Genomic DNA, 21405 nt, shown 5'->3' with positions numbered 1-21405 from the left:
GAAAAAAGGCGACCGCATCGCGGTCGCCTTTTCTGTTCGTATCGGAACGTCCGTCAGTCCAGATCGCCGATCAGCCGTGAGGCCGTTGCGCCATCCGTGCGGCGGATGTCGATTTCGTCGCGGTGTTTGGCCAGCAGTTCGCTTGCCAGAAGCTTCTCAGCCAGATGCGCGGGCAGGGACAGGATGACCCGGTCGCCCTGTTCCTCGGTCGCGCCAACGCTGCGCTTGCCGGTGATCATGCCGCCCGCAACCGTGTTGTTGGTATCAGGGTCGATCAGGATGAAGGAGCCGGTTGCCCGGTTCTGCTCATAGGCATCGAAGATCGCCGTCTCGTCAAAGGAGAGCCGCACCTTGCCGATGGCGTTCATGGAGAGCGACGTCTCGTGCGCCTGCCATTCGCCTTCCTTGAGGTTGAGCTGGCTCACCGGCTGCACGCTGACGCGCTGGCGGCGGCTGCCGCTTTTCAGCCAGTAGCGCTTGCCTGCCTCGATGCCGCCCGGCTGCAAGGCCACGATCTGGGCGTCGAAGGCAAGGCCCGTCTGCGGCTGTGCCTCGATGGAGACGATCATGTCGCCGCGCGACACGTCCACCTGACGATCAAGGACGAGCGTGACCGCATCACCAGCCACGGCGGCGTTACGCACCAGATCGAAAGTGACGATCTGCTTGACGTTCGCGACCATGCCGGAAGGCAGGATGACGACGCTGTCGCCCGGCTTCACCGAACCGCCGGCAACCGTGCCCTGATAACCGCGGAAGCTCTCACCGGGTCGCGATACGCGCTGCACCGGCAGACGGAAGCCGCCGGACTGCGCGGAGCGAACGGTGGCAAGCTCCAGCGTTTCGACAAGCGTCGGGCCTTCATACCAGGGCATGGAGGCCTTGCCTGAGAGCACGACGTTTTCACCCTTCAGCGCCGACATGGGAATGGCGGTAATCTGCTTGATACCGAGATCGGAGGCGAAATCACGGAACTCGTGGGCGATCAGCTCAAAACCGGCCTTGTCGTAATTCGTCAGGTCGATCTTGTTGACGGCCAGCACGAATTGCCGGATGCCCATCAGCGCGGCAATGGTGGCGTGGCGGCGTGTCTGTTCCAGAATGCCGGTGCGCGCATCGACGAGCAGCACGGCGAGATCGGCGGTGGAAGCGCCGGTCGCCATGTTGCGGGTATATTGCTCATGGCCGGGCGTGTCGGCCACGATGAAGGCGCGCCGATCGGTGGCGAAATAACGATAGGCGACATCGATGGTGATGCCCTGTTCGCGCTCCGCCTGAAGACCGTCGAGCAGCAGCGCGAAATCGGGCAGGCCGAGATCGTTCTGCTTGCCGCTATCGCGGTGCAGGGTTGCGGCCTGGTCTTCCTTGACGGCCTTGGTGTCCCAGAGAAGACGGCCAATCAGGGTCGACTTACCGTCATCCACGCTGCCGCAGGTGATGAGACGCAGCGGCCGCGTGTCGCGCGCCGCCTTCGAATGCTCGGCAAAGGGCAGAATGGTGGCGGAAGAGGCGTTGGGGGTCGCAGCGGCACTCATCAGAAATACCCCTCGCGCTTCTTCTTCTCCATCGAGCCGGACTGGTCACGGTCAATCGCGCGACCCTGCCGTTCGGAAACGGTGGCGATTTCGAGTTCAGCGATCACTTCCTGAAGCGTCGCCGCCTCGGAGCGGATCGCGCCCGTCAGCGGGAAGCAGCCGAGGGTGCGGAAGCGGATCGAGCCATGCTTGATCTCTTCGCCGGGCAGCAGTTCCAGACGCTCGTCTTCAGCAAGGATCATCATGCCGTCGCGCTCGATGTAAGGACGCTCGGCAGCGTAATAGAGCGGTACCAGCGGAATGTTTTCCGCCTCAATGTAACGCCAGATGTCGACTTCCGTCCAGTTGGAGAGCGGGAAGGCGCGCACGCTTTCGCCCTTGCGGACCATGCCGTTATAGATGTTCCACAGTTCCGGGCGTTGGTTGCGCGGGTCCCATTTGTGGTCGGGCGTGCGGAAGGAATAGATGCGCTCCTTGGCGCGGCTCGCTTCCTCGTCACGCCGCGCGCCGCCAAAGGCCGCGTCGAACTGGCCGGCATCCAGCGCCTGACGCAGCGCTTCTGTCTTCATGATGTCGGTGTAAAGCGCCGAACCATGAGAGAAGGGCGTCACGTTTTCGCTCGCACCGCGCGGATTGGTATGGGAAATCAGGTCGAGATCATATTCCTTGACGATATTGTCGCGGAATTCGATCATTTCCTTGAATTTCCAGCCCGTATTGACGTGCAGCAGCGGGAAGGGGATGCGGCCGGGGAAGAAGGCCTTGCGCGCCAAGTGCAGCAGCACGGAGCTATCCTTGCCGATGGAATAGAGCATGACAGGGTTGTCGAATTCGGCGGCGACTTCGCGGAAGATGTGAATAGCTTCGTTTTCAAGCGCCTTCAGATGGGGATCGAGCGGCGGCTTGGATGCGACAGTATTCTTGCTGTCCGTCTCGTGGACTGCGTTGGACATTGTGAACTCCGGGAGATGGTCTGAATGATTATCGTTGCGGGATGGCGGAAACGGCGGATGTCTGCTCCGCACCGGCGACATGAAGACCGCATTCGCGCTTCTCGTCGTTTTCCCACCACCATCGTCCGGCGCGCTCAGGCTCGCCGGGCTTGATGGCGCGCGTACACGGCTCGCAGCCGATGGAGGGGTAACCGCGCTGGTGCAACGGATTGACGGGGATGTTCTCCTGGGCGACATGCGCCCGGATGAGATCGATATCCCAGTCAGCCAGGGGATTGATCTTGATAAGATTTCGCTCGGCATCGAATTCGGCGAAAGGCGTCGTGGCGCGATTGCCCGACTGGCCGCGACGAAGGCCGGTGATCCAGAAGGAGGCGCCGTCCAGCGCCTTGCCAAGCGGGATCAGCTTTCTGACATGACAGCAGGCGTGACGGGCTTCAACACTCTCGTAAAAACCGTTGAGCCCATATTTTCCGGCATAGGCGTCGATATCGTCCTGCTCGGGCCGGAAGCGGCGGATTTCAATGCCGAAACGCTCCTCGGTTTCATCGATGAGATCGACGGTTTCCTTGAACAGGCGGCCGGTTTCGAGTGTCACCACATCGATCGGCAGGCGGTGAGTGCCGATGGCTGCCGTAATGACCTGATCCTCGATGCCGAGGCTGGTGGTGAAAACCGCGCGTCCGCCGAGGCCTGCGATAAACGAAAGCCGCCCCGCCAGATCGAGCCCGGCAAGCGTGGCATCGAGGGAAGTGGTATCGGCAGAGGCATTTGCTGAATTGATCGTCATTGTCACGTCCGGGATTTCCATGGCCGATTATTGTTGAAATCCGGCCTCTGGAACAGAAATGACAGTCTTTGTGCGCTGCGCTTAAGAGCAAAAATGCCTCTCGCGCGCGTGGTATGAGCAAAAGATGCCCGTTCACCTTCTTTGCCGCTTGGATATGCACCGTGGTGCGATCGGAAGTGATAACGACGTATATTCGCGGCTCAAGAAAATTTTGAGCTCGTATTACCCGAGCTGAGACCCTGCAGGCTAATGATCAGCGAGATCGAGGCGATGTAGCGCTGAGCGACCGGATCAGCCGTTATGTTTCGTATTGGTGAGGAGACAATCCTATTTTTATAATAAAGATATGTAATATATATATGGATATAGTGAATTAATATTTATTTATACTTTTAGTGTTACTATAATATAGGTGTATTAATCACGGGGATGTAAGTAATGAAAAATTTTAAAATATCATTATGGGCAATCGCCGCACTATTTATTCCGGCTAGTCACGCCTTTGCTTTTAACTTCGGTTTTGTGAGGGTACCAGATTGGATGGATTATTATATTTCGGTGCTTTTTGGTGTGTCTTTGGTCAGCTATCTTGGGGTTCTCGCAACGAAACCCCAAGGAGTTCCAACAAGTCAGCTTTCGCAGGTGAAGATTTCTCTCATCACAAATATTTTCCGTTTTATTTTGCTCATCGCGTTCGGACTGTTAATGCTCATGGTATTCGTCGGTATGGGTCTACGACGCTACGCAGAAGCGTAAGTCCGGCGTACCGGGCTGTCATAAAAGTCGGTCGCAAATCCGATTTTGCGACTGATTTATGCCACAGCAATTCAACGCCGGCGATTTTATCGAAAAACTTGGCTTGCGTGTTCGAGCACGCCAGCTAAAGGTTCATGGCGAAAAAGATTTGAACAAATAGGCAAGTCGTTTTCGCTTTAACTGTAAATATGAAAACTTCTTTAGCCGGAATTGCCGGGTTTCCGGGCTTGTGGTCTACTGGTTTTACAATGATTTCGCAGAAGGCAAAATATGCGCTGAGGGCGCTCCTTTCGCTGGCCAAGGCCGACGGCGCCTGTCCTGTGCAGATTTCCGACATTGCCCGTGAGCAGGCCATTCCGAAAAAGTTTCTGGAGCAGATCCTTCTCGAAATGAAGAAGGAACGTATCGTCGAAAGCCGACGCGGCAAGCAGGGCGGTTATCTCCTGGCGCGTCCGGCCTCGGATATCACCTTCGGCGAGGTGCTGCGCCTCATCGACGGGCCGCTCGCCCCCTTGCCGTGCCTGTCGCAGACCGCCTATCGCCGCTGCGAGGATTGCGATGGCGAAAAGCAATGCGAGATACGCCACGTGTTTGCACGTGTGGCCGACGCCACCCGCAACATCCTTTTCAACACCACCATCGCCGATGCCGTCGCCGGTGTCGACGTGCCGGAGCTTTTGACGGCCTGACCGCTCGGCGGCATTTGGCCTGCGCCAGCTGTTCCCTCCCCTCATTCCTGTGACAAGCACAGGAATGAGGGGAGGGACAGGGTGCGCCGTGTCTACCCTGAGCTTGAGCCCGCTGAACGGACAGCCCTGTGCTGATCGTCTCTCCCATCCCCTCGCACTGCCCGACGAAAAAATCGTCTAAAACCCCATAATATTTTTCGCCGTCAGCGTAAAAAATCGTCAAAAATGTGAAATGCTTTTGCATTCAGCAAAGTTTTACACGACGCTTGTTGCGCCTTTCGCTTATGCTGCGCTGTATTTGTTGCCCGGGGAAACGCTCTCGGGAAACACTTTTTCGATCGTATTCAGCCTCATTGACCAACTCTACTCAACCGGTAGAGTTAAGCCATCGCAATCAGGAGGGAATACCGATGTCCAAGTTTCTGTCCGGTTTGAGCGCTGTCGCTCTCGGCCTGTCCCTGACATTGGGGGGCGTTGGTTCGGCGGTTGCACAGACCAAGCTTCTCAATGTGTCCTACGATCCGACCCGCGAACTCTACAAGGATTTCAACGAGGCCTTCGCCAAGAAGTGGAAGGCTGACACGGGTGAGGATGTGACCATCCAGCAGTCGCATGGCGGCTCCGGCAAGCAGGCGCGTTCTGTCATCGACGGTCTGGAAGCGGATGTGGTGACGCTGGCGCTGCAGAGCGATATCGACGCCATTGTCGAAAATTCTGGCAAGATCAACAAGGACTGGCGCTCCCGCCTGCCGCATAATTCCTCGCCTTACACCTCCACCATCGTGTTCCTGGTCCGTAAGGGCAACCCCAAGGGCATCCATAATTGGGGCGATCTGGTGAAGGGTGACATCCAGATCGTCACGCCGAACCCGAAGACCTCGGGCGGCGCACGCTGGAACTACCTTGCCGCCTGGGCCTGGGCCAATGAAGAGTTCAAGGGCGACAAGGACAAGATCAAGGCCTATGTCGGCGAACTCTACAAGCGCGCCCCGGTTCTCGATACTGGCGCCCGCGGCTCCACGGTCACCTTCGCACAGCGCCAGATCGGTGACGTGCTGCTGGCCTGGGAAAACGAGGCCTATCTCGCCGGCCAGGAATTCGGCGCTGACGCCTTCGATATCGTCGTTCCGCCGATCTCGATCCTTGCCGAACCGCCGGTCGCCGTGGTTGACGCCAATGTCGACGCCAAGGGCACCCGCAAGGTGGCGGAAGCCTATCTGCAATATCTCTATTCCGACGAAGGCCAGAATATCGCGGCGAAGCACTTCTATCGTCCGTCGAACCCGGCTGTGGTCAACAAGGATCTGCTCAAGCAGCTGCCCGATATCAAGCTTGTCACCATCGACGATCCGCAGTTTGGCGGTTGGGCCAAGGCGCAGCCTGAACATTTCGGTGATGGCGGCATCTTCGACCAGATTTACAAGCCCGCCAAGTAAGCGGATGATGGGCTGAAAGAGATTGCCCGCCCGAAAGGGAAGCAGAATAACAGCAGCTCGATCGACCGGACACCATGCCGGTCGATCCTTTATAACAAGGCCGGGGAACACCGGCTCCCAGAGAGCATTTCCAGGAAAACTGGACCCCGGTTTTCTGTCTGGAAATGCGTTAAACTAAAGATTATCCGGAGCCTTGATGAGCAATAATACATCCGGAAACAGGTGGAAGTGGCGTCAGTCGAGCGTAATACCCGGCTTCGGCCTGACGCTTGGTTACACGGTAACCTATCTGTTTCTCATCATTCTTATTCCGCTGGGCGGCCTCATCTGGTCCACGGCGAAACTGGGTTTTTCAGATTTCATTGCGATCGCCACCGACAGCCGCACGCTGAATGCGCTGCGTGTCAGTTTCGGCACGGCATTTCTCGCCGCGTTGGTCAATGCGGTTTTCGGCGTCATCGTCGCCTGGGTTCTGACGCGATATCGTTTTCCCGGCCGCCGCTTCGTTGATGCCATCGTGGATTTGCCCTTCGCCCTGCCAACGGCGGTCGCCGGCATCGCGCTCACCACGCTTTATGCCAATCGCGGCTGGGTCGGCTCGCTGTTCGAACCTTTCGGCATCAAGATCGCGTTCACGCCGACCGGCATCGTCATTGCGCTGATCTTCATCGGCCTGCCATTCGTGGTCCGCACCGTGCAGCCGGTCATGGAAGAGATTGACCGGCAGGTGGAAGAGGTGGCGGCGACGCTTGGCGCCAACCGTTTCCAGACCATCACCCGCGTCCTGCTGCCGAGCCTGACGCCCGCCATTCTCACGGGTTTCGCGCTCGCCTTCGCACGCGGCGTCGGCGAATACGGCTCGGTCATCTTCATCGCCGGCAATATTCCCTACGTCTCGGAAATCGCGCCGCTCCTCATCGTCATCCGGCTGGAGGAGTTCAACTATGCGGCCGCGACCGGCATTGCCACCATCATGCTGATCATCTCCTTCGCCATGCTGTTCCTCATCAATCTCATTCAGGCCTGGAGCCGCAAGAGGTACGGTTATGTCTGACGCTTCCCGCACGTCTGCCCGGCCCTTCCGTGATCCCGCCAGCGAGAGCCTGCCAGCCCGGCTGGCGCTGATCGCCGTCGCCTTCCTTTTTCTTGCGGCCTTCCTGGTGCTGCCGCTGGTATCGGTGTTTTTCGAAGCCTTCCGGAAAGGCGCCGACGCCTTCTGGGAGGCGATCGTCGAACCCGACGCGCTCTCCGCCATCCGTCTGACGCTGCTTGTCGCCGCCATTTCGGTGCCGCTCAACCTCATTTTCGGGGTTGCCGCCGCCTGGGCAATCGCGAAGTTCGAATTCAAGGGCAAGGCGTTTCTGATAACGCTGATCGACCTGCCGTTCTCGATCTCGCCGGTCATATCCGGTCTGGTCTATGTCATCCTGTTCTCCTCGCACAGCGTGCTCGGGCCATGGCTGAAGGGTTACGGCATCGAAATCCTCTTCGCCGTTCCCGGCATCGTGCTTGCCACCATCTTCGTGACCTTTCCTTTCGTGGCGCGAGAATTGATCCCGCTGATGCAGGATCAGGGCAATGGCGACGAGGAGGCGGCGATTTCGCTTGGTGCTTCGGGCTGGCAGACCTTCTGGTATGTCACGCTGCCGAATATCAAATGGGGCCTGCTCTATGGGGTGCTGCTCTGCAACGCCCGCGCCATGGGTGAGTTCGGCGCGGTCTCGGTGGTGTCTGGCCATATTCGCGGCGAGACCAACACCATGCCGCTGCATGTCGAGATACTCTATAATGAGTACAATATCGGTGCTGCCTTTGCGGTGGCGACGCTGCTGGCCGGTCTGGCGCTCGTGACGCTCGTTCTCAAAACCATTCTCGAAATACGCTTTGGCGCGGGCAACGCAGCCGGCAAGCATTGAAAGGCATATTCATGGAAGTGAAAGTTTCCGGCATCACCAAGCAGTTCGATCGCTTTCCGGCGCTGAACGACGTGTCGCTCGACATTCGTTCCGGTGAGCTGATCGCGCTGCTCGGTCCCTCCGGCTCCGGCAAGACGACGCTGCTGCGCCTCATCGCCGGCCTGGAGCAGCCGACCGAAGGCCACATTTTCTTTGGCGATGAGGATGCCTCGCACCGCACGGTGCAGGAACGCAATGTCGGTTTTGTCTTTCAGCATTACGCGCTATTCCGCCACATGACGGTGGCGGAAAACATCGCCTTCGGCCTCAAGGTGCGTCCCTCCGCCAAGCGTCCGCCAAAGGCCGAAATCCGCAGACGGGTATCCGAGCTTCTCGACATGGTGCATCTCTCCGGTCTCGAAAAGCGCTATCCCACGCAGCTTTCCGGCGGCCAGCGCCAGCGCGTGGCGCTTGCCCGCGCGGTCGCTATCGAGCCGAAGGTGCTGCTTCTCGATGAGCCTTTCGGCGCGCTCGACGCCAAGGTGCGCAAGGAGCTGCGCCGCTGGCTGCGCGAATTCCACGACCGCACCGGCCACACCACCGTCTTCGTTACGCACGATCAGGAAGAAGCGTTGGAGCTGGCCGACCGTGTCGTCGTCATGAGCCAGGGCAGGATCGAGCAGGTCGGCACGGCGGATGACGTCTACGACACGCCCAATTCCCCCTTCGTCTTCTCCTTCATCGGCGAATCCTCAAGCCTGCCGGTAACGATCCGTGAACGCCATGTGCTGTTTCAGGGGGAAAGCATCGGTATCGATGAGAGCGGCGATGGCGAGGGCGTGCTTTTCTTCCGTCCGGAAGATGTGGCGCTGACGGCGGAGAAGGACGCGCTTTACGGCAAGGTCACCACCTGTCGTCGCCTCGCCGGCACGCGCATCGCGGAAATCGACATCGCCAATAATGGCCACGAGCCCTATCACCTTGAAATCGAGGTGCCGCTCAACGCCGCCGTCGCAGTGGGTGCCGAACTGCGCTTCCGGCCGACACGGTGGAAGATTTTCCGCAAATAACGGGCGGCGGGTCGGCGTCCGCAATGTCCTCGTCACACACCGGCCTTGCCGGTATTCAGTCAGCCCAAGGACTTGGTCTGGCTGAATCTCTGTGACAAGCACAGAGATGAGGGAAGCTGGTGAATGCGCTGATATGCCCGGAAACGGGAAAGGGCCGCCAGAGGCGACCCTTCCATGAGCTTGGTCCTGTTTACAGACCCGGGACTGTTTCTCAACGTTCCGAAGGCAAGAGGTTTTTACGCCGAGGGCTGCCCCGTCGAAAACCCACCCTTTCCATTGCCTGCACCAGAGACCGAAATCTCATTAGACATTGGATCACCTCCTTCCGATACGTTGAACATAACTAGAAGGTAGTACGATTCGCGGTTAATGCAAGAGGGGTTCGTTCGAGGTATTGCCAGGCGGATTACGCCGCTTCTCCGGCACTCACGTCGAATTCGAAATGGATGCTGTCGTAGGGAAACTCGATGCCGCCCTCATTCCTGTCGATGATGCCCGCGTGGAGCAGCGTCGTCACATCGCGATGAACGGCCTGCACATCCCGTCCCACACGGCGCGCTACCTCGCGGATCGAAAGCGCCCCCTGTCCCGCGAGAGCCCTGACGATGGCAAGACGCAGCGGTGCGAGAATGCGGTGCAAATCCTCATAGCTTGAAAATGCGACCGACGGTTTTGCCGCCACCGGCTTTCCGGACATCGCCAGATTTCCGGCGGTGACAAACCGGTCTTTAATGTCGTCGATTGAGCTGAGACGTACGGTGAGAGCGGTCATGTCAAAATCCTTTTCATATCAGCCTGAAAAGCATCGAAGAGGCTTCAAGCGTCGTGAACTCAATTGCGTCCTCATGCCCCGCCATATGGCGATGATCACCTTTCCCGCGCTCATTGTCATAACGCAGAACGCATTCCCCCTCGATCACAAGCGCCAGCCGGTATTTGAAAGAGTGGACGCTTCCAGGAACTGGCTCCGGCAGATGCCACAGGACAACCTCGAAGAAGGCCGTTTCATTGATCACTCTGCGGGTCTTTTCGAGCAGTACGGCCTTCATGTTGTTATTCATGACAACGCCCATGGATGTTGTCAACGAAAACAACGCTGTTCGCTTCTTGCCGTCAGGACACCCGCATCACGATCTTGCCGATATGATTGCTGCTTTCCATCAGCCGGTGGGCCTCCGCCACTTCGTCCAGCGTGAAGACCCGGTTGATAACCGGTGCAACCTTGCCGCTTTCGATGAGCGGCCAGACCTGCTCGACGAGGTCGTCACGGATGGCGCGTTTCTCGTCGGCGGTGCGGGGGCGCATGGTGGAGCCGGTGACGGTGAGGCGCTTGACCATGATCGGCGTGAGATTGACCTTCTCGGCGGTGGCGCCACCCAGAAAGGCGATGATGGAAAGGCAGCCATCCTTGGCGAGTGCGGCAAGGTTCTTTTCGAAATAGGCCGCACCAATCATGTCGAGAACGACATCGACGCCCTTGCCATCGGTCTCGGCCTTGATGACGGCGGCGAAGTCTTCCTCGCGGTAGTTGATGGCGCGTCTGGCGCCGAGCTTGACGCAGGCTTCGCATTTCTCCGCTGAGCCTGCGGTGGCGTAGACATCCGCGCCGAAGGCTTTGGCAAGCTGTATGGCCGTTGTGCCGATGCCGCTGGTGCCGCCGTGGATGAGCACGGTTTCCCCTTCGGTGAGGCCTGCCATCTGGAACAGGTTGGCCCAGACGGTAAAGAAGGTCTCCGGCAATGCGGCAGCCTTGACGGCGTCGTAGCCCCTGGGGAAGGGCAGGGCCTGTCCGGCCGGCACGGTGCAATATTCGGCGTAGCCGCCGCCATTGGCGAGCGCGCAGACCTTATCGCCCGGCTTGAATTCACTGACGCCTTCACCGAGCGCCACCACCTCTCCGGCAATTTCGAGGCCGAGGATCGGGCTCGCATCCTTCGGCGGCGGATAGGTTCCCTGCCTCTGCGCGACATCGGGGCGGTTGACCCCCGCTGCCTCGACCTTCACCAATATCTCGCCTTTGGCGGGTTTCGGCAAAGGCGCTTGCGAAAGCTGCATCACCTCCGGTCCGCCATGGGAGGGAAGGTCGATGAAGCGCATTTTTTCGGGCAGGGTCATGGTGTCGGGCATGGCCAGGGGCAACTCCTCACTTGTCGGCGTCGCCTGAAGATGTAGGTCAGATGCGCCGTTTAGGGAAGAAGTCCCTTTGTCACGAGTGTCATTTTGTCTCGCCGAATACCCGGATGACGAGGCCGCCGTCATTTTCCTTTGCGGCCGCCTTGATGCAGGCGATCTCGCCGCCGATACGCTCGGGATTGGCGATGATCAGCCCTTTCGGCAGCGTGAGGACGCCGATCGAGCAGCGCAGCAGGGCGAAGTCACGCTCGTTGCCGTGGCGGTCCTGGCCCTTCATGCATCCGGCTGCACGGTCTTCGTCGGAATAGAGTTCGGCGACGTCGTCATGAAAATCGCTGAGCAACCGTTCGAGGATTTCCGTCAGTTCCTCCATCGACCAGTCGCGCACACCGATGAAGAAGTCATCGCCGCCGATATGGCCGAGAAAGCAGTCACCGGCGAAGAAATACCGGCGCATCAGGGCCGAGAACAGGGTGATGGCGTGGTCGCCGGCGTTGAAGCCATATTTGTCGTTGAAAGGTTTGAAATTGTCGAAGTCGCAGTAACAGAAGAAACGGGTCTCGTCGCCATCGCTGCAGCTGTCGACGATGAAGCCGCCGATTGCGCGGTTGCCGGGCAGCGCGGTCAGCGGGTTCTGGTCCTGCGCCATCTTTAGCTGTTTTTCATTGATGACCTTGATGAGCGACGCTGCCGAGACGATGCCGGCGTAACGCATGTTCTCGGTCAGGATGATGCAGGCGCTGCCACCCATGCTGGCGAACATGTTCATCAACTGGTCGGCATCCGCATCCAGACCCACAATCGGCGCGGGGTCGACGAAGTGGGAAATGGTGCGCTCGTAGATCTTGTTCTTGAGCAGATCGCGTCCGAAAGGCCGGTAGATATATTCCTTGAGGTGATATTCGTTGATGACGCCGCGCGGTTCGCCATTGGCGTTGAGGACCGGGAAAAAAGCCTGCTGCGGGTTTCTGCGGAACAGTTCGAAGACGCTGTCGACGCTGTCATGCTCAAACACGGTGGGAAGACGCTCTATTTCGCGGCGGATCAGAATTTCGTCCAGCGACTGGCTGCTGCGCCGCGCCACGCCGAGACGGTTGAGATGGGGAAAGCTCTCAGGCAACTCGCTGATGAACACCGTCGGCTTGGCGATCAGCCAGCCCTGCACGAGATCGACGCCATATTCGCGGCAGGTCAGAAATTCCGCTTCCGTTTCGATGCCTTCCGCAATGACGCGAACGCCGAGAACATGGGCGATGTTGACGATGTTGCGCACGAGATGCTGCTTGCGGGGAAGGTGGTCGACACCGCTGATGAAATGCCGGTCGATCTTCAGGTAATCCAGCGGGAAGTCGCAGAGCAGCTTCATCTCGCCGTGGCCGGCACCGAAATCGTCGATTGCTAGCTTGAAGCCTTCCTTGCGCATCCGCGCAATCAGCGACGTGAATTCCGGCACGCTGGTATTGTCGAAACGTTCGGAAAGTTCAAAGCAGATGGAAGAGGCCGGAATGCCCGCCCGCGCCAGATGGCCGACGAGCTTGTCGAGAATGGCGTCTCCATGCGGGATCAGCCGCACATCCAGATTGAGAAACAGGGTGGTGGAGGAAAAGTCGGGCAGGGTGGAAAATTTTGCCAGCGCCCGGCTTGCCAGCATCTGCTCGAAGGCCTTCAACTCGCCGTCTGCTGCCGCCTGGTCAAGAAGCGCCAGCGGATTGGAAAAGCCAAGCCGATCATGGCCGCGCATCAGCGATTCATAACCGAAGATCGTGCCTGTCGTTGCCTCGACAATGGGCTGAAACGCGGTCTCAAGAACAAGCTTCGCCATCGGAAACATCTGCCCGGAGGCAAACCGTCTTATGACATCGTTTTCCACTGTGACGGCCTGCATTTCTGTTCTCCGCTATTGCCCGTCCCAATCGTGGCATGCGCATGGAATGCCCATACGGGACGCGTCTCTTTTGCGGCAACAATTGCAGATGACAGGTCAACAAAAGCTTTCACGACTGTGAAGCTTTTGTGAACGTTTTATAACGGGCCCTCTATATCTAAAGAGGGCGTTGCGCCGGGCCCTATGCCCGGCGGACGTGGCCGGTGTGAGCAGCGTAAAGTTCCGCAACATTCATGCGTTCGCGGTCCGACTCGACAGGTTCTGCGGGGGTGGAGCCGACACCGTGTTCGGCGGAGGCCGCCCATAGTCTCAGCGCGGCCCTGACGACCTCGCTGCCGGATGCATAAGCGCCGCAATTAACGGCCTCGCGCATTCTTGCTGCCTGTTCCGGGGAAATCGATACTGTCACCATTGGCATGATATCACTCCCTTTTTCAATGACCGCCATAGGCAACCCGATAGATGTCCGCCGTGCGGACGGGGCGATGGCAATCTTTTGCGGGCGGTCGTTTTTTGAGGTTTTCGTCTGGACGCCGCTTCCAGCGAAATTGGTATCATTGTCTATCTTACCACGAAACGCGTTCCATACCCAATTTGCAGTATATAGGGGTTTAGTTTTTCCCTGTTCCTCGTCTACCCGATATGAGGCGGCAGGCGCGCCACAAACACCCTTATGTACGCATTGCCATGGCGAGCGCGATCATCGCAAAGCCCTGCATGATAAGGTCAATCGCCAGAAACAGGCCAAGCACCCAGAGGCTGTTCACCGGCCAGCCGGCGGCAATCACCAGACCCGCCAGTGCGGTCACTGCACCCGCCACGGCAACCCAGCCCCAGCCGGTTGCCGGTTTCAGCCTGAAGCCGACGACAAGGCGGAAGATGCCGGCGATAACCAGCGAAACCGCCATCAATAATGTCAGCACCGCCGCCGTCAGATCAGGGTTCTGGAAGGCGATGACGCCGGCAATGGCATAAAGCAGGCCGCTCAGCGTCCAGAACAGCACGCTTTCCCAGCCCTTTACCTGAAAGGCATGGAAAAGCTGCAAAATGCCGCCCATCAGCATCATGACGCCGACGTAAAATACGGAGGCAACGGTGGCGACGAGAAGATTGCCGAGCGCAATGACCCCAAAGGCCAGAAGAACGAGGCCAAGGGCCAGAAACCAACCCCACTTTGCTCTGAGGGGTGAAAATCCAGGCGCATTGAGACTGTGTGTCATCTCGCTGTCTCCATGAATGGTCGGGGTAAAGCTATCACGATTGCAGCATAGCGCAACGAGAATGCCGAAGATTTGATCCAGATCATGAGGCGCATGCAGCGGCAAAACCGTCTGCGCTTCAGTCTTTCCGCCCGGCAGCACATCCGCGACATGAAATGGCGCATTTTTTATTGATTGATTGATCAATCAAGAATATTTTGCCCGCCATCAAGGAGACCCTTATGCCCAAGATCGGAATGGAGCCTTTGCGCCGGAAGGCGCTTGTGGATGCGGCACTGCGCACCATAGGCCACCATGGTTCGCTGAATGTGACGATGTCGGATATCGCGAGGGAAGCCGGTGTGTCGGCGGCCCTTGCGCATCACTATTTCGGCAGCAAACAGCAGCTCCTTCTGGAAACCATCCGCAGCCTGCTGCGCGACTTGAGGCGTGATGCGGTGGCGGCGCTGACCCGCGCCAATGGCCCGCGTGCAAGGCTGAGCGCCATCGTCCACGTGTCCTTTCAGAGCGACCAGTTCACGCCCGAGACAGTGTCGGCATGGCTTGCCTTTTATGTCGAGGCGCAGCGTTCCGAGGAAACGCGCCGCCTGCTCGTGCTCTATTCGCGCCGTCTGCGGTCCAATCTCATGGCAAGCCTCAACCGGCTTTGCCCGCCCGATGATGCCGCGCGCATTGCGGAAGGGGCGGCGGCCCTTATCGACGGGCTTTATATCAGGCACAGCCTGCGTTCGGCGCCCCTCGGTCTCGCTTCAGCGCCGGCGCTTGTCGAGGATTATTTCGACATGCAGCTCAAATCTTTTCCCGATGGACAGCGCCCGAAGCCGTCCATCTGTGTTCTCTAAGGAGTATTCGACATGACCATCGCGACGCCGCTTAAGGCGCAGCCCAAAGCCTCGCATTTCATCGACGGGGACTATGTCGAAGACAATACCGGCACGGTGATCGAAAGCATCTTTCCGGCAACCGGCGAGGTGATTGCACGACTGCATGCGGCAACGCCGGCCATTGTCGAGCGCGCCATCGCCTCGGCCAAACGCGCCCAGAAGGAATGGGCGGCGATGAGCCCCATGGCGCGCGGCCGCATCCTCAAACGCGCCGCCGATATCATGCGCGAGCGCAACGACGCGCTTTCGACGCTGGAGACGCTGGATACCGGCAAGCCAATTCAGGAAACCATCGTCGCCGATCCGACCTCCGGCGCAGATGCCTTCGAGTTTTTCGGCGGTATCGCGCCTTCCGCGCTGAACGGCGATTATATCCCGCTCGGCGGCGATTTCGCCTATACCAAGCGTGTGCCGCTCGGCGTCTGCGTCGGTATCGGTGCGTGGAACTATCCGCAGCAGATCGCCTGCTGGAAGGCGGCACCCGCGCTCGTTGCCGGCAACGCCATGGTCTTCAAACCCTCGGAAAACACCCCGCTCGGCGCGCTAAAGATTGCCGAAATCCTGATCGAAGCCGGTCTGCCGAAGGGCCTGTTCAACGTCATTCAGGGCGATCGCGACACCGGCCCGCTGCTGGTCAATCACCCGGATGTGGCCAAGGTTTCGCTTACCGGCTCGGTCCCGACCGGCCGCAAGGTGGCCGCTGCCGCTGCCGGGCATCTCAAACACGTGACGATGGAACTCGGCGGCAAGTCGCCGCTGATCGTGTTCGATGATGCCGATATCGAAAGCGCCGTCGGCGGGGCCATGCTCGGCAACTTTTATTCCTCCGGCCAGGTCTGCTCCAACGGCACGCGTGTCTTCGTGCAGAAAAAGGCGAAAGACCGCTTCCTCGAAAATCTGAAACGCCGCACCGAAGCGATGATCCTCGGCGATCCCTTGGATTACGCCACCCATCTCGGCCCGCTGGTCTCGAAAGCGCAGCAGGAGAAGGTCCTTTCCTATATCGAGAAGGGCAAGGCGGAGGGAGCAACGCTCGTCACCGGCGGCGGCATTCCCAACAACGTCTCGGGCGAGGGCGCTTACGTACAGCCGACCGTGTTCGCCGATGTGACGGATGGTATGACCATCGCCCGCGAAGAAATCTTCGGCCCGGTCATGTGCGTTCTGGATTTCGACGATGAGGACGAGGTTCTCGCTCGCGCCAACGCCACGGAATTCGGCCTCGCCGGCGGCGTCTTCACCGCCGATCTCGCCCGCGCCCATCGCGTGGTTGACCAACTCGAGGCGGGCACGCTGTGGATCAACACCTACAATCTCTGCCCGGTGGAAATCCCCTTTGGCGGGTCGAAGCAATCTGGTTTCGGGCGGGAGAATTCGGCCGCCGCGCTGGAGCACTATAGCGAGTTGAAGACGGTGTATGTGAGCACGGGGAAAGTGGACGCGCCTTATTAATTCGGTTTGGCGGGCGGGGCTTACCCCCCTCTGTCCTGCCGGACATCTCCCCCTCAAGGGGGGAGATCGACCTGAGGCACGGTCTCGCCAATCTCAACGTTCGAGAATGAAATGACGAAACAGCGTCTTGCTGATCTCCCCCCTTGAGGGGGAGATGTCCGGCAGGACAGAGGGGGGTGAAGCCCCGCCCGCCACAACCAATCGGAACCAACGCTCATCGGAGAGAGCAAATCATGCACGCAGATTACGTCATCGTCGGTTCCGGTTCCGCAGGCTCCGCCATCGCCTATCGCCTGTCGGAAGACGGCCGCTATTCGGTGATCGTCATCGAGGCGGGTGGTTCGGACTTCGGCCCCTTCATCCAGATGCCGGCAGCACTCGCCTGGCCGATGAGCATGAAGCGCTACAACTGGGGTTATCTCTCCGAACCCGAACCGAACCTCGACAACCGCAGAATTACAGCGCCGCGCGGAAAAGTCATCGGCGGCTCGTCGTCCATCAATGGTCTCGTTTATGTGCGCGGCCATGCGGAGGATTTCAATCGCTGGGAGGAGCTTGGCGCGCAGGGCTGGGCCTATGCGGATGTGCTGCCTTACTTCAAGCGCATGGAACATAGCCATGGCGGTGAAGAGGGTTGGCGCGGCACGGATGGGCCGCTGCACGTTCAGCGCGGACCGGTCAACAATCCGCTGTTCCATGCCTTCATTCAGGCCGGCGCACAGGCAGGCTTTGAACTCACCGACGACTATAACGGCTCCAAGCAGGAGGGTTTCGGCCTCATGGAGCAGACCATCCATCACGGCCGCCGCTGGTCCGCCGCCAATGCCTATCTCCGGCCGGCGCTGAAGCGCGGCAATGTCACGCTGGTGAGTGGTTTTGCCCGCAAGGTCGTCATCGAGAATGGCTGCGCCGTGGGGGTGGAGATCGAGCGAAAGGGTGTCGTGGAAGCCATCACGGCCAATCGCGAGGTGATCGTCTCCGCATCTTCCTTCAATTCCCCGAAACTGCTGATGCTTTCGGGCATCGGGCCTGCTGCCCATCTGGCGGAAATGGGCATCGAGGTGAAGGTGGATCGTCCGGGCGTGGGCGCAAACCTTCAGGACCATATGGAGTTTTATTTCCAGCAGGTCTCCACCAAGCCGGTCTCGCTTTATTCCTGGTTGCCGTGGTTCTGGCAGGGCGTGGCGGGCGCGCAATGGCTGCTGTCGAAGGGCGGGTTAGGGGCCTCCAACCAGTTCGAGGCCTGCGCCTTCCTGCGCTCTGCAGCCGGTCTGAAACAGCCTGACATCCAGTATCATTTCCTGCCCGTCGCCATTTCCTATGACGGCAAGGCCGCCGCGAAAAGCCATGGTTTTCAGGTGCATGTGGGCTACAACCTGTCGAAATCGCGCGGCAATGTCACCCTGCGTTCCGCCGATCCGCATGACGACCCGGTCATCCGCTTCAACTATATGAGCCATCCGGAAGACTGGGAAAAATTCCGTCATTGCGTGCGCCTGACGCGAGAAATCTTCAGCCAGAAAGCTTTCGACGATTTTCGCGGACCGGAAATCCAGCCGGGCGAAAAGGTGGAGACGGACGAGCAGATCGACGCCTTTTTGCGAGAGCATCTGGAAAGTGCCTATCACCCCTGCGGCACCTGCCGGATGGGTGATCGCAACGACCCGATGGCGGTGGTCGATCCCGAATGCCGTGTGATCGGCGTGGAGGGATTAAGGGTCGCCGACAGCTCGATCTTCCCGCATGTGACCTATGGCAACCTCAACGGCCCGTCGATCATGACCGGCGAAAAGGCGGCGGATCATATTCTCGGGAAAGCCCCTTTGCCGCGCTCCAATCAGGAGCCGTGGGTAAACCCGCGCGCGGCCGTCAGCGACCGGTAAGGATCAATGATAGTCGTCTTCGCGCTGGTGGCGGACGGCGGCGATGGTGACTGTTTCCGGGCCGTCGATGCGGAACAGCACGATATAGCCGGATGACCCGAACGGTACGAGGAGTTCGCGAATCAGGCTGTTTTCCGCAGATGCTTTGCGGCAACTGAAGGGAAACTCACCGAGAATCTCCAGTCCTGCTCTTATGGCGCGGATCGCTTTCTCAGCCACATCGATGTCGTAGGCGATCAGAAAGTCATAGATGCGATCAAAATCCGCCAGTGCTTCTTCGGTATAGCGAAGCTCATATGTCATTTTCGCTTCGCGGCTTTCGCAGCATCAAGCTTTCGTTGCATCATCGAAAGAACATCGTCGGTCGTATAATAAACGCCGGTGCGCTCAGCGTCTTCGAGTGACGCGAGCCCACGTGCAATGAACTCCGCCTGCGATTTGCGGATTTCCACCTGCCTGCGCACGGACTCTTCAACGAAGGAGGACAGTGTCTCGCCTTCCTTCAGCACGCTTTCAGCAGCTTCGCGAAAATCCGCGGTCACCCGCAACGAAGGGATCGTCGCCGTTTTCATATTGGTTCTCCGTGCGTTGCAATTGCGATGCGAAGCTTCGATCACGAACCGCGCAAAGTCAAATGCAAAACTTGCAATCAGTGCCCGGGAGGCCGATAAACGGGCATCCCGCCTACCAAAGACTGATCTGGACCGCCATGCCCGCCGACTACAAAAAGCTGAAGATGCTTCGCCGTTCCCGTGTTGTCTGGGGATCGTGGCGGGTGTGGAAGCCAAGAGCCGTATTCTGGTTTGGCGCGCTTGCGGTAGGCATCATCAGCGTCGGGTTCGCATGGGCGGCGGATCGCGCCCAGCATCTTTTCTTCACCGCCACCTCTTCCGGCGAATGGTCGTTCCTGTTGCCGCTCGTCATAACGCCGCTCGGCTTCACGCTTTGCGCCTGGCTGGCATTGACGGTTTTTCCCAATGCAGGCGGCAGCGGCATCCCGCAGGCCATCGCTGCGCGGCACCTGCGAGACGATGCGGATCGCTCGCGGCTTCTGTCGCTGAAACTCGCCTTCGGCAAGGTGGTGCTGACGGTCGCTGGTCTTTTGTCCGGTGCTTCCATCGGCCGTGAGGGCCCGACCGTTCAGGTGGGCGCCTCGATCATGCTGCAGGCCGCGCGCTGGGGCGGCATGGCGCAGGCGAAAGGCCTCATCCTTGCGGGATCGGCGGCGGGCATTGCGGCCGCCTTCAACACGCCGCTCGCGGGCATCGTTTTCGCCATTGAGGAAATGAGCAAGACCTACGAATCCCGTGCCAACGGTCTCGTCCTCACCGCCGTCATCCTGTCGGGTCTTGCCTCGCTGGCGCTGGTTGGAAGCTATACCTATTTCGGTGCGAGTTCGGTACTCGCTGAAACGGTGAAGGACTGGCTTCTGGTGGTGATCTGCGGCATCGGCGGCGGTGCGTTCGGCGCGCTTTTCAGCGCCGGGGCACTGCGCCTTTCCGCCCGCATCCGCCGCTTTGCGCAGACCATGCCATTGAAGCGGATGCTTGCGGTTGCCGCCGCCTGTGGTCTTGCCTCCGCTATTATCGGCATTGCAACGGGTGGCGCGACCTTCGGAACGGGCTACGAACAGGCGCGTGCGGCGATCGAGGGTCAGGCTGCGCCAACCTTCTTCTTTATCGAAAAGCTGGCTGCGACTTTCCTCGCGATGATGTCGGGTATTCCCGGCGGTATTTTCGCGCCGTCACTGTCGGTGGGCGCGGGCTTTGGCAGCACCATGGCCAATTTACTTGGCACCAGCATCGGCCTCGGCGCCATTGTCGGCATGGCGGGATATTTTGCGGGCGTCGTGCAGGCGCCGATGACGGCCTTCGTCATCATTCTCGAAATGACCGGTAATCATGAGGGGGTCATTCCCATCATGGCCGCTTCGATGCTGGGATATCTGACGTCCCGCCTGTTTTCCCGCGAGCCGCTCTATCACGGCCTGTCGCGCGTTTTCATCGCGCAGGTCATCCGCGCAAGAAGGGCAGGTCATACCTCCAATGCCTGATGGCGTCAGATGCGGGTATCCGCCACCCCGAAATAACCCAGCCCCGGTATCTTCACGCCGGGCCGGCTGAAATCCACACCCGCAACCAGACCGAGGAAATTGACCTCGAAGCCGCTGCGCGCGCCTGCGGAAATGCCGAACAACCCGCCAAGCGAAATGCTCGCATCCTTCCAGTCATCGGCGACATGATAAAAAGCGCCGTTCGGCAGATAATCACGGCCAACCGCGTCGGGCGGCAATACCACTCCCAGTTCAGGCACGCTGCGCAGCACATGGGCGACGAAGGTGTTGGAGTTCGGGCCGGGATAGATGCGGTATCCGCCCGGTTTGCCATAGGGGTAATCGGCAATCGCCTTTTCGATCTTCGGGATCAGCTTTTCCGCCTCTGCGCCATGGATGGCGACGACCTGACGCGGGGTGTTGGAATACCAGAAGGCATCCGCGGCATAGCCGTTGCGGCGGATCGGCGTGCCCCAGCCCACCTTGTCGTAACGGTCATAAGCCGTCGCGCCCGGCTTTTTCAGCACGATCCAGGCGTGGCTGGCAACGGAGCCCTTGAAGCCGCCGGTCATGGCGGAGAACACATAAACCGCGGCCTCACCGTCGGCGTCGGCTTGCGGAAGGGCGCCGGAAGATGACCAGCGGGCATCACGCCAGCCCTGCGGATGCTCCCGCATGGCCCACAAACCGGCTGAGGCCAGTGCGGGAAGCAGATAGATAACGGCAATCGCCAGCAGCAGACGTTTTGCAAATTTCACTGATAGCCCCGTG

General features: G+C 59.3%; 21 protein-coding genes and 1 pseudogene. 10 read left to right on the top strand and 12 right to left on the bottom strand.

What is annotated here, in order from left to right:
• Positions 1-53 precede the first annotated feature (53 nt).
• The 3 genes from cysN to G3A56_RS06735 are packed head-to-tail and all read right to left on the bottom strand — an operon-like array spanning position 54 to position 3299.
• Positions 54-1535 (bottom strand): sulfate adenylyltransferase subunit CysN, encoded by a 1482-nt coding sequence (gene cysN, locus G3A56_RS06745; protein ID WP_164056223.1) that lies wholly within the window; start codon positions 1533-1535, stop codon positions 54-56.
• A complete protein-coding gene (gene cysD / locus G3A56_RS06740; protein ID WP_082183882.1) occupies positions 1535-2488 on the bottom strand; it encodes a sulfate adenylyltransferase subunit CysD in 954 nt (317 codons plus the stop codon). Before cysD ends, cysN begins: the two co-directional genes overlap by 1 nt.
• 28 nt (positions 2489-2516) lie before the next feature.
• Positions 2517-3299: a phosphoadenylyl-sulfate reductase gene (locus tag G3A56_RS06735; RefSeq protein ID WP_164056222.1), complete on the bottom strand. Its 783-nt coding sequence runs from the start codon at positions 3297-3299 to the stop codon at positions 2517-2519.
• A 417-nt stretch (positions 3300-3716) separates the two neighbouring features.
• On the opposite strand from G3A56_RS06735, the gene G3A56_RS06730 reads away from it, so the two are divergent.
• From G3A56_RS06730 to G3A56_RS06705, 6 genes are all read left to right on the top strand, one after another.
• Positions 3717-4034, top strand: a complete 318-nt coding sequence (locus tag G3A56_RS06730) for a hypothetical protein (RefSeq protein ID WP_082183883.1) — start codon at positions 3717-3719, stop codon at positions 4032-4034.
• Between the two features lie 248 nt (positions 4035-4282).
• Complete coding sequence (locus G3A56_RS06725) at positions 4283-4723, top strand: RrF2 family transcriptional regulator (protein ID WP_082183884.1); 441 nt, start codon at positions 4283-4285, stop codon at positions 4721-4723.
• Between the two features lie 410 nt (positions 4724-5133).
• On the top strand, positions 5134-6159 hold the full coding sequence (locus G3A56_RS06720; RefSeq protein WP_082183885.1) for a sulfate ABC transporter substrate-binding protein: 1026 nt from the start codon (positions 5134-5136) through the stop codon (positions 6157-6159).
• 196 nt (positions 6160-6355) lie between these two features.
• A complete protein-coding gene (cysT, locus tag G3A56_RS06715; protein ID WP_003509001.1) occupies positions 6356-7213 on the top strand; it encodes a sulfate ABC transporter permease subunit CysT in 858 nt (285 codons plus the stop codon).
• Positions 7206-8075: a sulfate ABC transporter permease subunit CysW gene (cysW, locus tag G3A56_RS06710; protein ID WP_082183886.1), complete on the top strand. Its 870-nt coding sequence runs from the start codon at positions 7206-7208 to the stop codon at positions 8073-8075. The genes cysT and cysW overlap by 8 nt, the downstream gene beginning before the upstream one ends.
• Positions 8076-8086: 11 nt before the next feature.
• The gene (locus G3A56_RS06705) at positions 8087-9124 is read left to right on the top strand and encodes a sulfate/molybdate ABC transporter ATP-binding protein (protein WP_082183887.1); all 1038 of its coding nucleotides are present in this window, start codon (positions 8087-8089) and stop codon (positions 9122-9124) included.
• Between the two features lie 406 nt (positions 9125-9530).
• Here G3A56_RS06705 and G3A56_RS06700 read toward each other — a convergent pair whose 3' ends face one another.
• The 6 genes and pseudogenes from G3A56_RS06700 to G3A56_RS06675 form a co-directional block, all read right to left on the bottom strand.
• Entirely contained in the window at positions 9531-9896 is a 366-nt protein-coding gene (locus tag G3A56_RS06700) for an HVO_A0114 family putative DNA-binding protein (RefSeq protein ID WP_035241759.1), read from the bottom strand.
• A pseudogene (locus tag G3A56_RS06695) lies at positions 9893-10173 on the bottom strand (toxin-antitoxin system TumE family protein). Before G3A56_RS06695 ends, G3A56_RS06700 begins: the two are co-directional and overlap by 4 nt.
• Positions 10174-10237: 64 nt before the next feature.
• Positions 10238-11251: an NAD(P)H-quinone oxidoreductase gene (locus tag G3A56_RS06690; RefSeq protein WP_164056221.1), complete on the bottom strand. Its 1014-nt coding sequence runs from the start codon at positions 11249-11251 to the stop codon at positions 10238-10240.
• A gap of 88 nt (positions 11252-11339) precedes the next feature.
• Positions 11340-13142 carry a GGDEF domain-containing protein gene (locus tag G3A56_RS06685; RefSeq protein WP_082183888.1) on the bottom strand — a complete coding sequence of 601 codons (1803 nt, stop codon included), beginning with the start codon at positions 13140-13142 and terminating at the stop codon, positions 11340-11342.
• Positions 13143-13323: 181 nt separating this feature from the next.
• Positions 13324-13560: a ribbon-helix-helix domain-containing protein gene (locus G3A56_RS06680; protein ID WP_082184616.1), complete on the bottom strand. Its 237-nt coding sequence runs from the start codon at positions 13558-13560 to the stop codon at positions 13324-13326.
• A 253-nt stretch (positions 13561-13813) separates the two neighbouring features.
• The gene (locus tag G3A56_RS06675) at positions 13814-14362 is read right to left on the bottom strand and encodes an HdeD family acid-resistance protein (RefSeq protein WP_035242032.1); all 549 of its coding nucleotides are present in this window, start codon (positions 14360-14362) and stop codon (positions 13814-13816) included.
• 221 nt (positions 14363-14583) lie between these two features.
• Here G3A56_RS06675 and betI point away from each other — a divergent pair, with 221 nt between their 5' ends.
• From betI to betA, 3 genes are all read left to right on the top strand, one after another.
• Positions 14584-15204 carry a transcriptional regulator BetI gene (betI, locus tag G3A56_RS06670; RefSeq protein WP_082183889.1) on the top strand — a complete coding sequence of 207 codons (621 nt, stop codon included), beginning with the start codon at positions 14584-14586 and terminating at the stop codon, positions 15202-15204.
• 12 nt (positions 15205-15216) lie between these two features.
• Positions 15217-16698 (top strand): betaine-aldehyde dehydrogenase, encoded by a 1482-nt coding sequence (gene betB / locus G3A56_RS06665; RefSeq protein WP_082183890.1) that lies wholly within the window; start codon positions 15217-15219, stop codon positions 16696-16698.
• Positions 16699-16931: 233 nt separating this feature from the next.
• Positions 16932-18581 (top strand): choline dehydrogenase, encoded by a 1650-nt coding sequence (gene betA, locus G3A56_RS06660; protein WP_082183891.1) that lies wholly within the window; start codon positions 16932-16934, stop codon positions 18579-18581.
• 3 nt (positions 18582-18584) lie between these two features.
• Here the strand turns inward: betA and G3A56_RS06655 are convergent, their stop codons facing one another.
• Complete coding sequence (locus G3A56_RS06655; protein ID WP_082183892.1) at positions 18585-18884, bottom strand: type II toxin-antitoxin system RelE/ParE family toxin; 300 nt, start codon at positions 18882-18884, stop codon at positions 18585-18587.
• Positions 18881-19153: a YlcI/YnfO family protein gene (locus G3A56_RS06650; protein WP_035218459.1), complete on the bottom strand. Its 273-nt coding sequence runs from the start codon at positions 19151-19153 to the stop codon at positions 18881-18883. The genes G3A56_RS06655 and G3A56_RS06650 overlap by 4 nt, the downstream gene beginning before the upstream one ends.
• 137 nt (positions 19154-19290) lie before the next feature.
• Between G3A56_RS06650 and G3A56_RS06645 the strand changes: the two genes are divergently transcribed.
• A complete protein-coding gene (locus G3A56_RS06645; protein WP_164056220.1) occupies positions 19291-20634 on the top strand; it encodes a chloride channel protein in 1344 nt (447 codons plus the stop codon).
• A 5-nt stretch (positions 20635-20639) separates the two neighbouring features.
• Here G3A56_RS06645 and G3A56_RS06640 read toward each other — a convergent pair whose 3' ends face one another.
• The gene (locus tag G3A56_RS06640; protein WP_164056219.1) at positions 20640-21392 is read right to left on the bottom strand and encodes a DUF3750 domain-containing protein; all 753 of its coding nucleotides are present in this window, start codon (positions 21390-21392) and stop codon (positions 20640-20642) included.
• Positions 21393-21405: the final 13 nt, after the last annotated feature.

Origin of the sequence: Rhizobium oryzihabitans (genome assembly GCF_010669145.1) — a bacterium.
Taxonomy (GTDB): Bacteria; Pseudomonadota; Alphaproteobacteria; order Rhizobiales; family Rhizobiaceae; genus Agrobacterium; species Agrobacterium oryzihabitans.
Note: the sequence above shows the minus strand (reverse complement) of the source record. Positions and strands in the feature narration are given on the sequence as shown.

Excerpts from the sequence above, each read along its gene's own strand:
- G3A56_RS06645 (WP_164056220.1), top strand. The coding sequence starts at position 19,291 with ATGCCCGCCGACTACAAAAAGCTGAAGATGCTTCGCCGTTCCCGTGTT.
- G3A56_RS06650 (WP_035218459.1), bottom strand. The coding sequence starts at position 19,153 with ATGAAAACGGCGACGATCCCTTCGTTGCGGGTGACCGCGGATTTTCGC.
- cysT (WP_003509001.1), top strand. The coding sequence starts at position 6,356 with ATGAGCAATAATACATCCGGAAACAGGTGGAAGTGGCGTCAGTCGAGC.
- betI (WP_082183889.1), top strand. The coding sequence starts at position 14,584 with ATGCCCAAGATCGGAATGGAGCCTTTGCGCCGGAAGGCGCTTGTGGAT.
- G3A56_RS06735 (WP_164056222.1), bottom strand. The coding sequence starts at position 3,299 with ATGGAAATCCCGGACGTGACAATGACGATCAATTCAGCAAATGCCTCT.
- betA (WP_082183891.1), top strand. The coding sequence starts at position 16,932 with ATGCACGCAGATTACGTCATCGTCGGTTCCGGTTCCGCAGGCTCCGCC.
- G3A56_RS06685 (WP_082183888.1), bottom strand. The coding sequence starts at position 13,142 with ATGCAGGCCGTCACAGTGGAAAACGATGTCATAAGACGGTTTGCCTCC.
- G3A56_RS06700 (WP_035241759.1), bottom strand. The coding sequence starts at position 9,896 with ATGACCGCTCTCACCGTACGTCTCAGCTCAATCGACGACATTAAAGAC.
- cysD (WP_082183882.1), bottom strand. The coding sequence starts at position 2,488 with ATGTCCAACGCAGTCCACGAGACGGACAGCAAGAATACTGTCGCATCC.
- G3A56_RS06730 (WP_082183883.1), top strand. The coding sequence starts at position 3,717 with ATGAAAAATTTTAAAATATCATTATGGGCAATCGCCGCACTATTTATT.
- G3A56_RS06720 (WP_082183885.1), top strand. The coding sequence starts at position 5,134 with ATGTCCAAGTTTCTGTCCGGTTTGAGCGCTGTCGCTCTCGGCCTGTCC.
- cysN (WP_164056223.1), bottom strand. The coding sequence starts at position 1,535 with ATGAGTGCCGCTGCGACCCCCAACGCCTCTTCCGCCACCATTCTGCCC.
- G3A56_RS06655 (WP_082183892.1), bottom strand. The coding sequence starts at position 18,884 with ATGACATATGAGCTTCGCTATACCGAAGAAGCACTGGCGGATTTTGAT.
- G3A56_RS06690 (WP_164056221.1), bottom strand. The coding sequence starts at position 11,251 with ATGCCCGACACCATGACCCTGCCCGAAAAAATGCGCTTCATCGACCTT.
- betB (WP_082183890.1), top strand. The coding sequence starts at position 15,217 with ATGACCATCGCGACGCCGCTTAAGGCGCAGCCCAAAGCCTCGCATTTC.
- G3A56_RS06680 (WP_082184616.1), bottom strand. The coding sequence starts at position 13,560 with ATGCCAATGGTGACAGTATCGATTTCCCCGGAACAGGCAGCAAGAATG.
- G3A56_RS06705 (WP_082183887.1), top strand. The coding sequence starts at position 8,087 with ATGGAAGTGAAAGTTTCCGGCATCACCAAGCAGTTCGATCGCTTTCCG.
- G3A56_RS06675 (WP_035242032.1), bottom strand. The coding sequence starts at position 14,362 with ATGACACACAGTCTCAATGCGCCTGGATTTTCACCCCTCAGAGCAAAG.
- cysW (WP_082183886.1), top strand. The coding sequence starts at position 7,206 with ATGTCTGACGCTTCCCGCACGTCTGCCCGGCCCTTCCGTGATCCCGCC.
- G3A56_RS06725 (WP_082183884.1), top strand. The coding sequence starts at position 4,283 with ATGATTTCGCAGAAGGCAAAATATGCGCTGAGGGCGCTCCTTTCGCTG.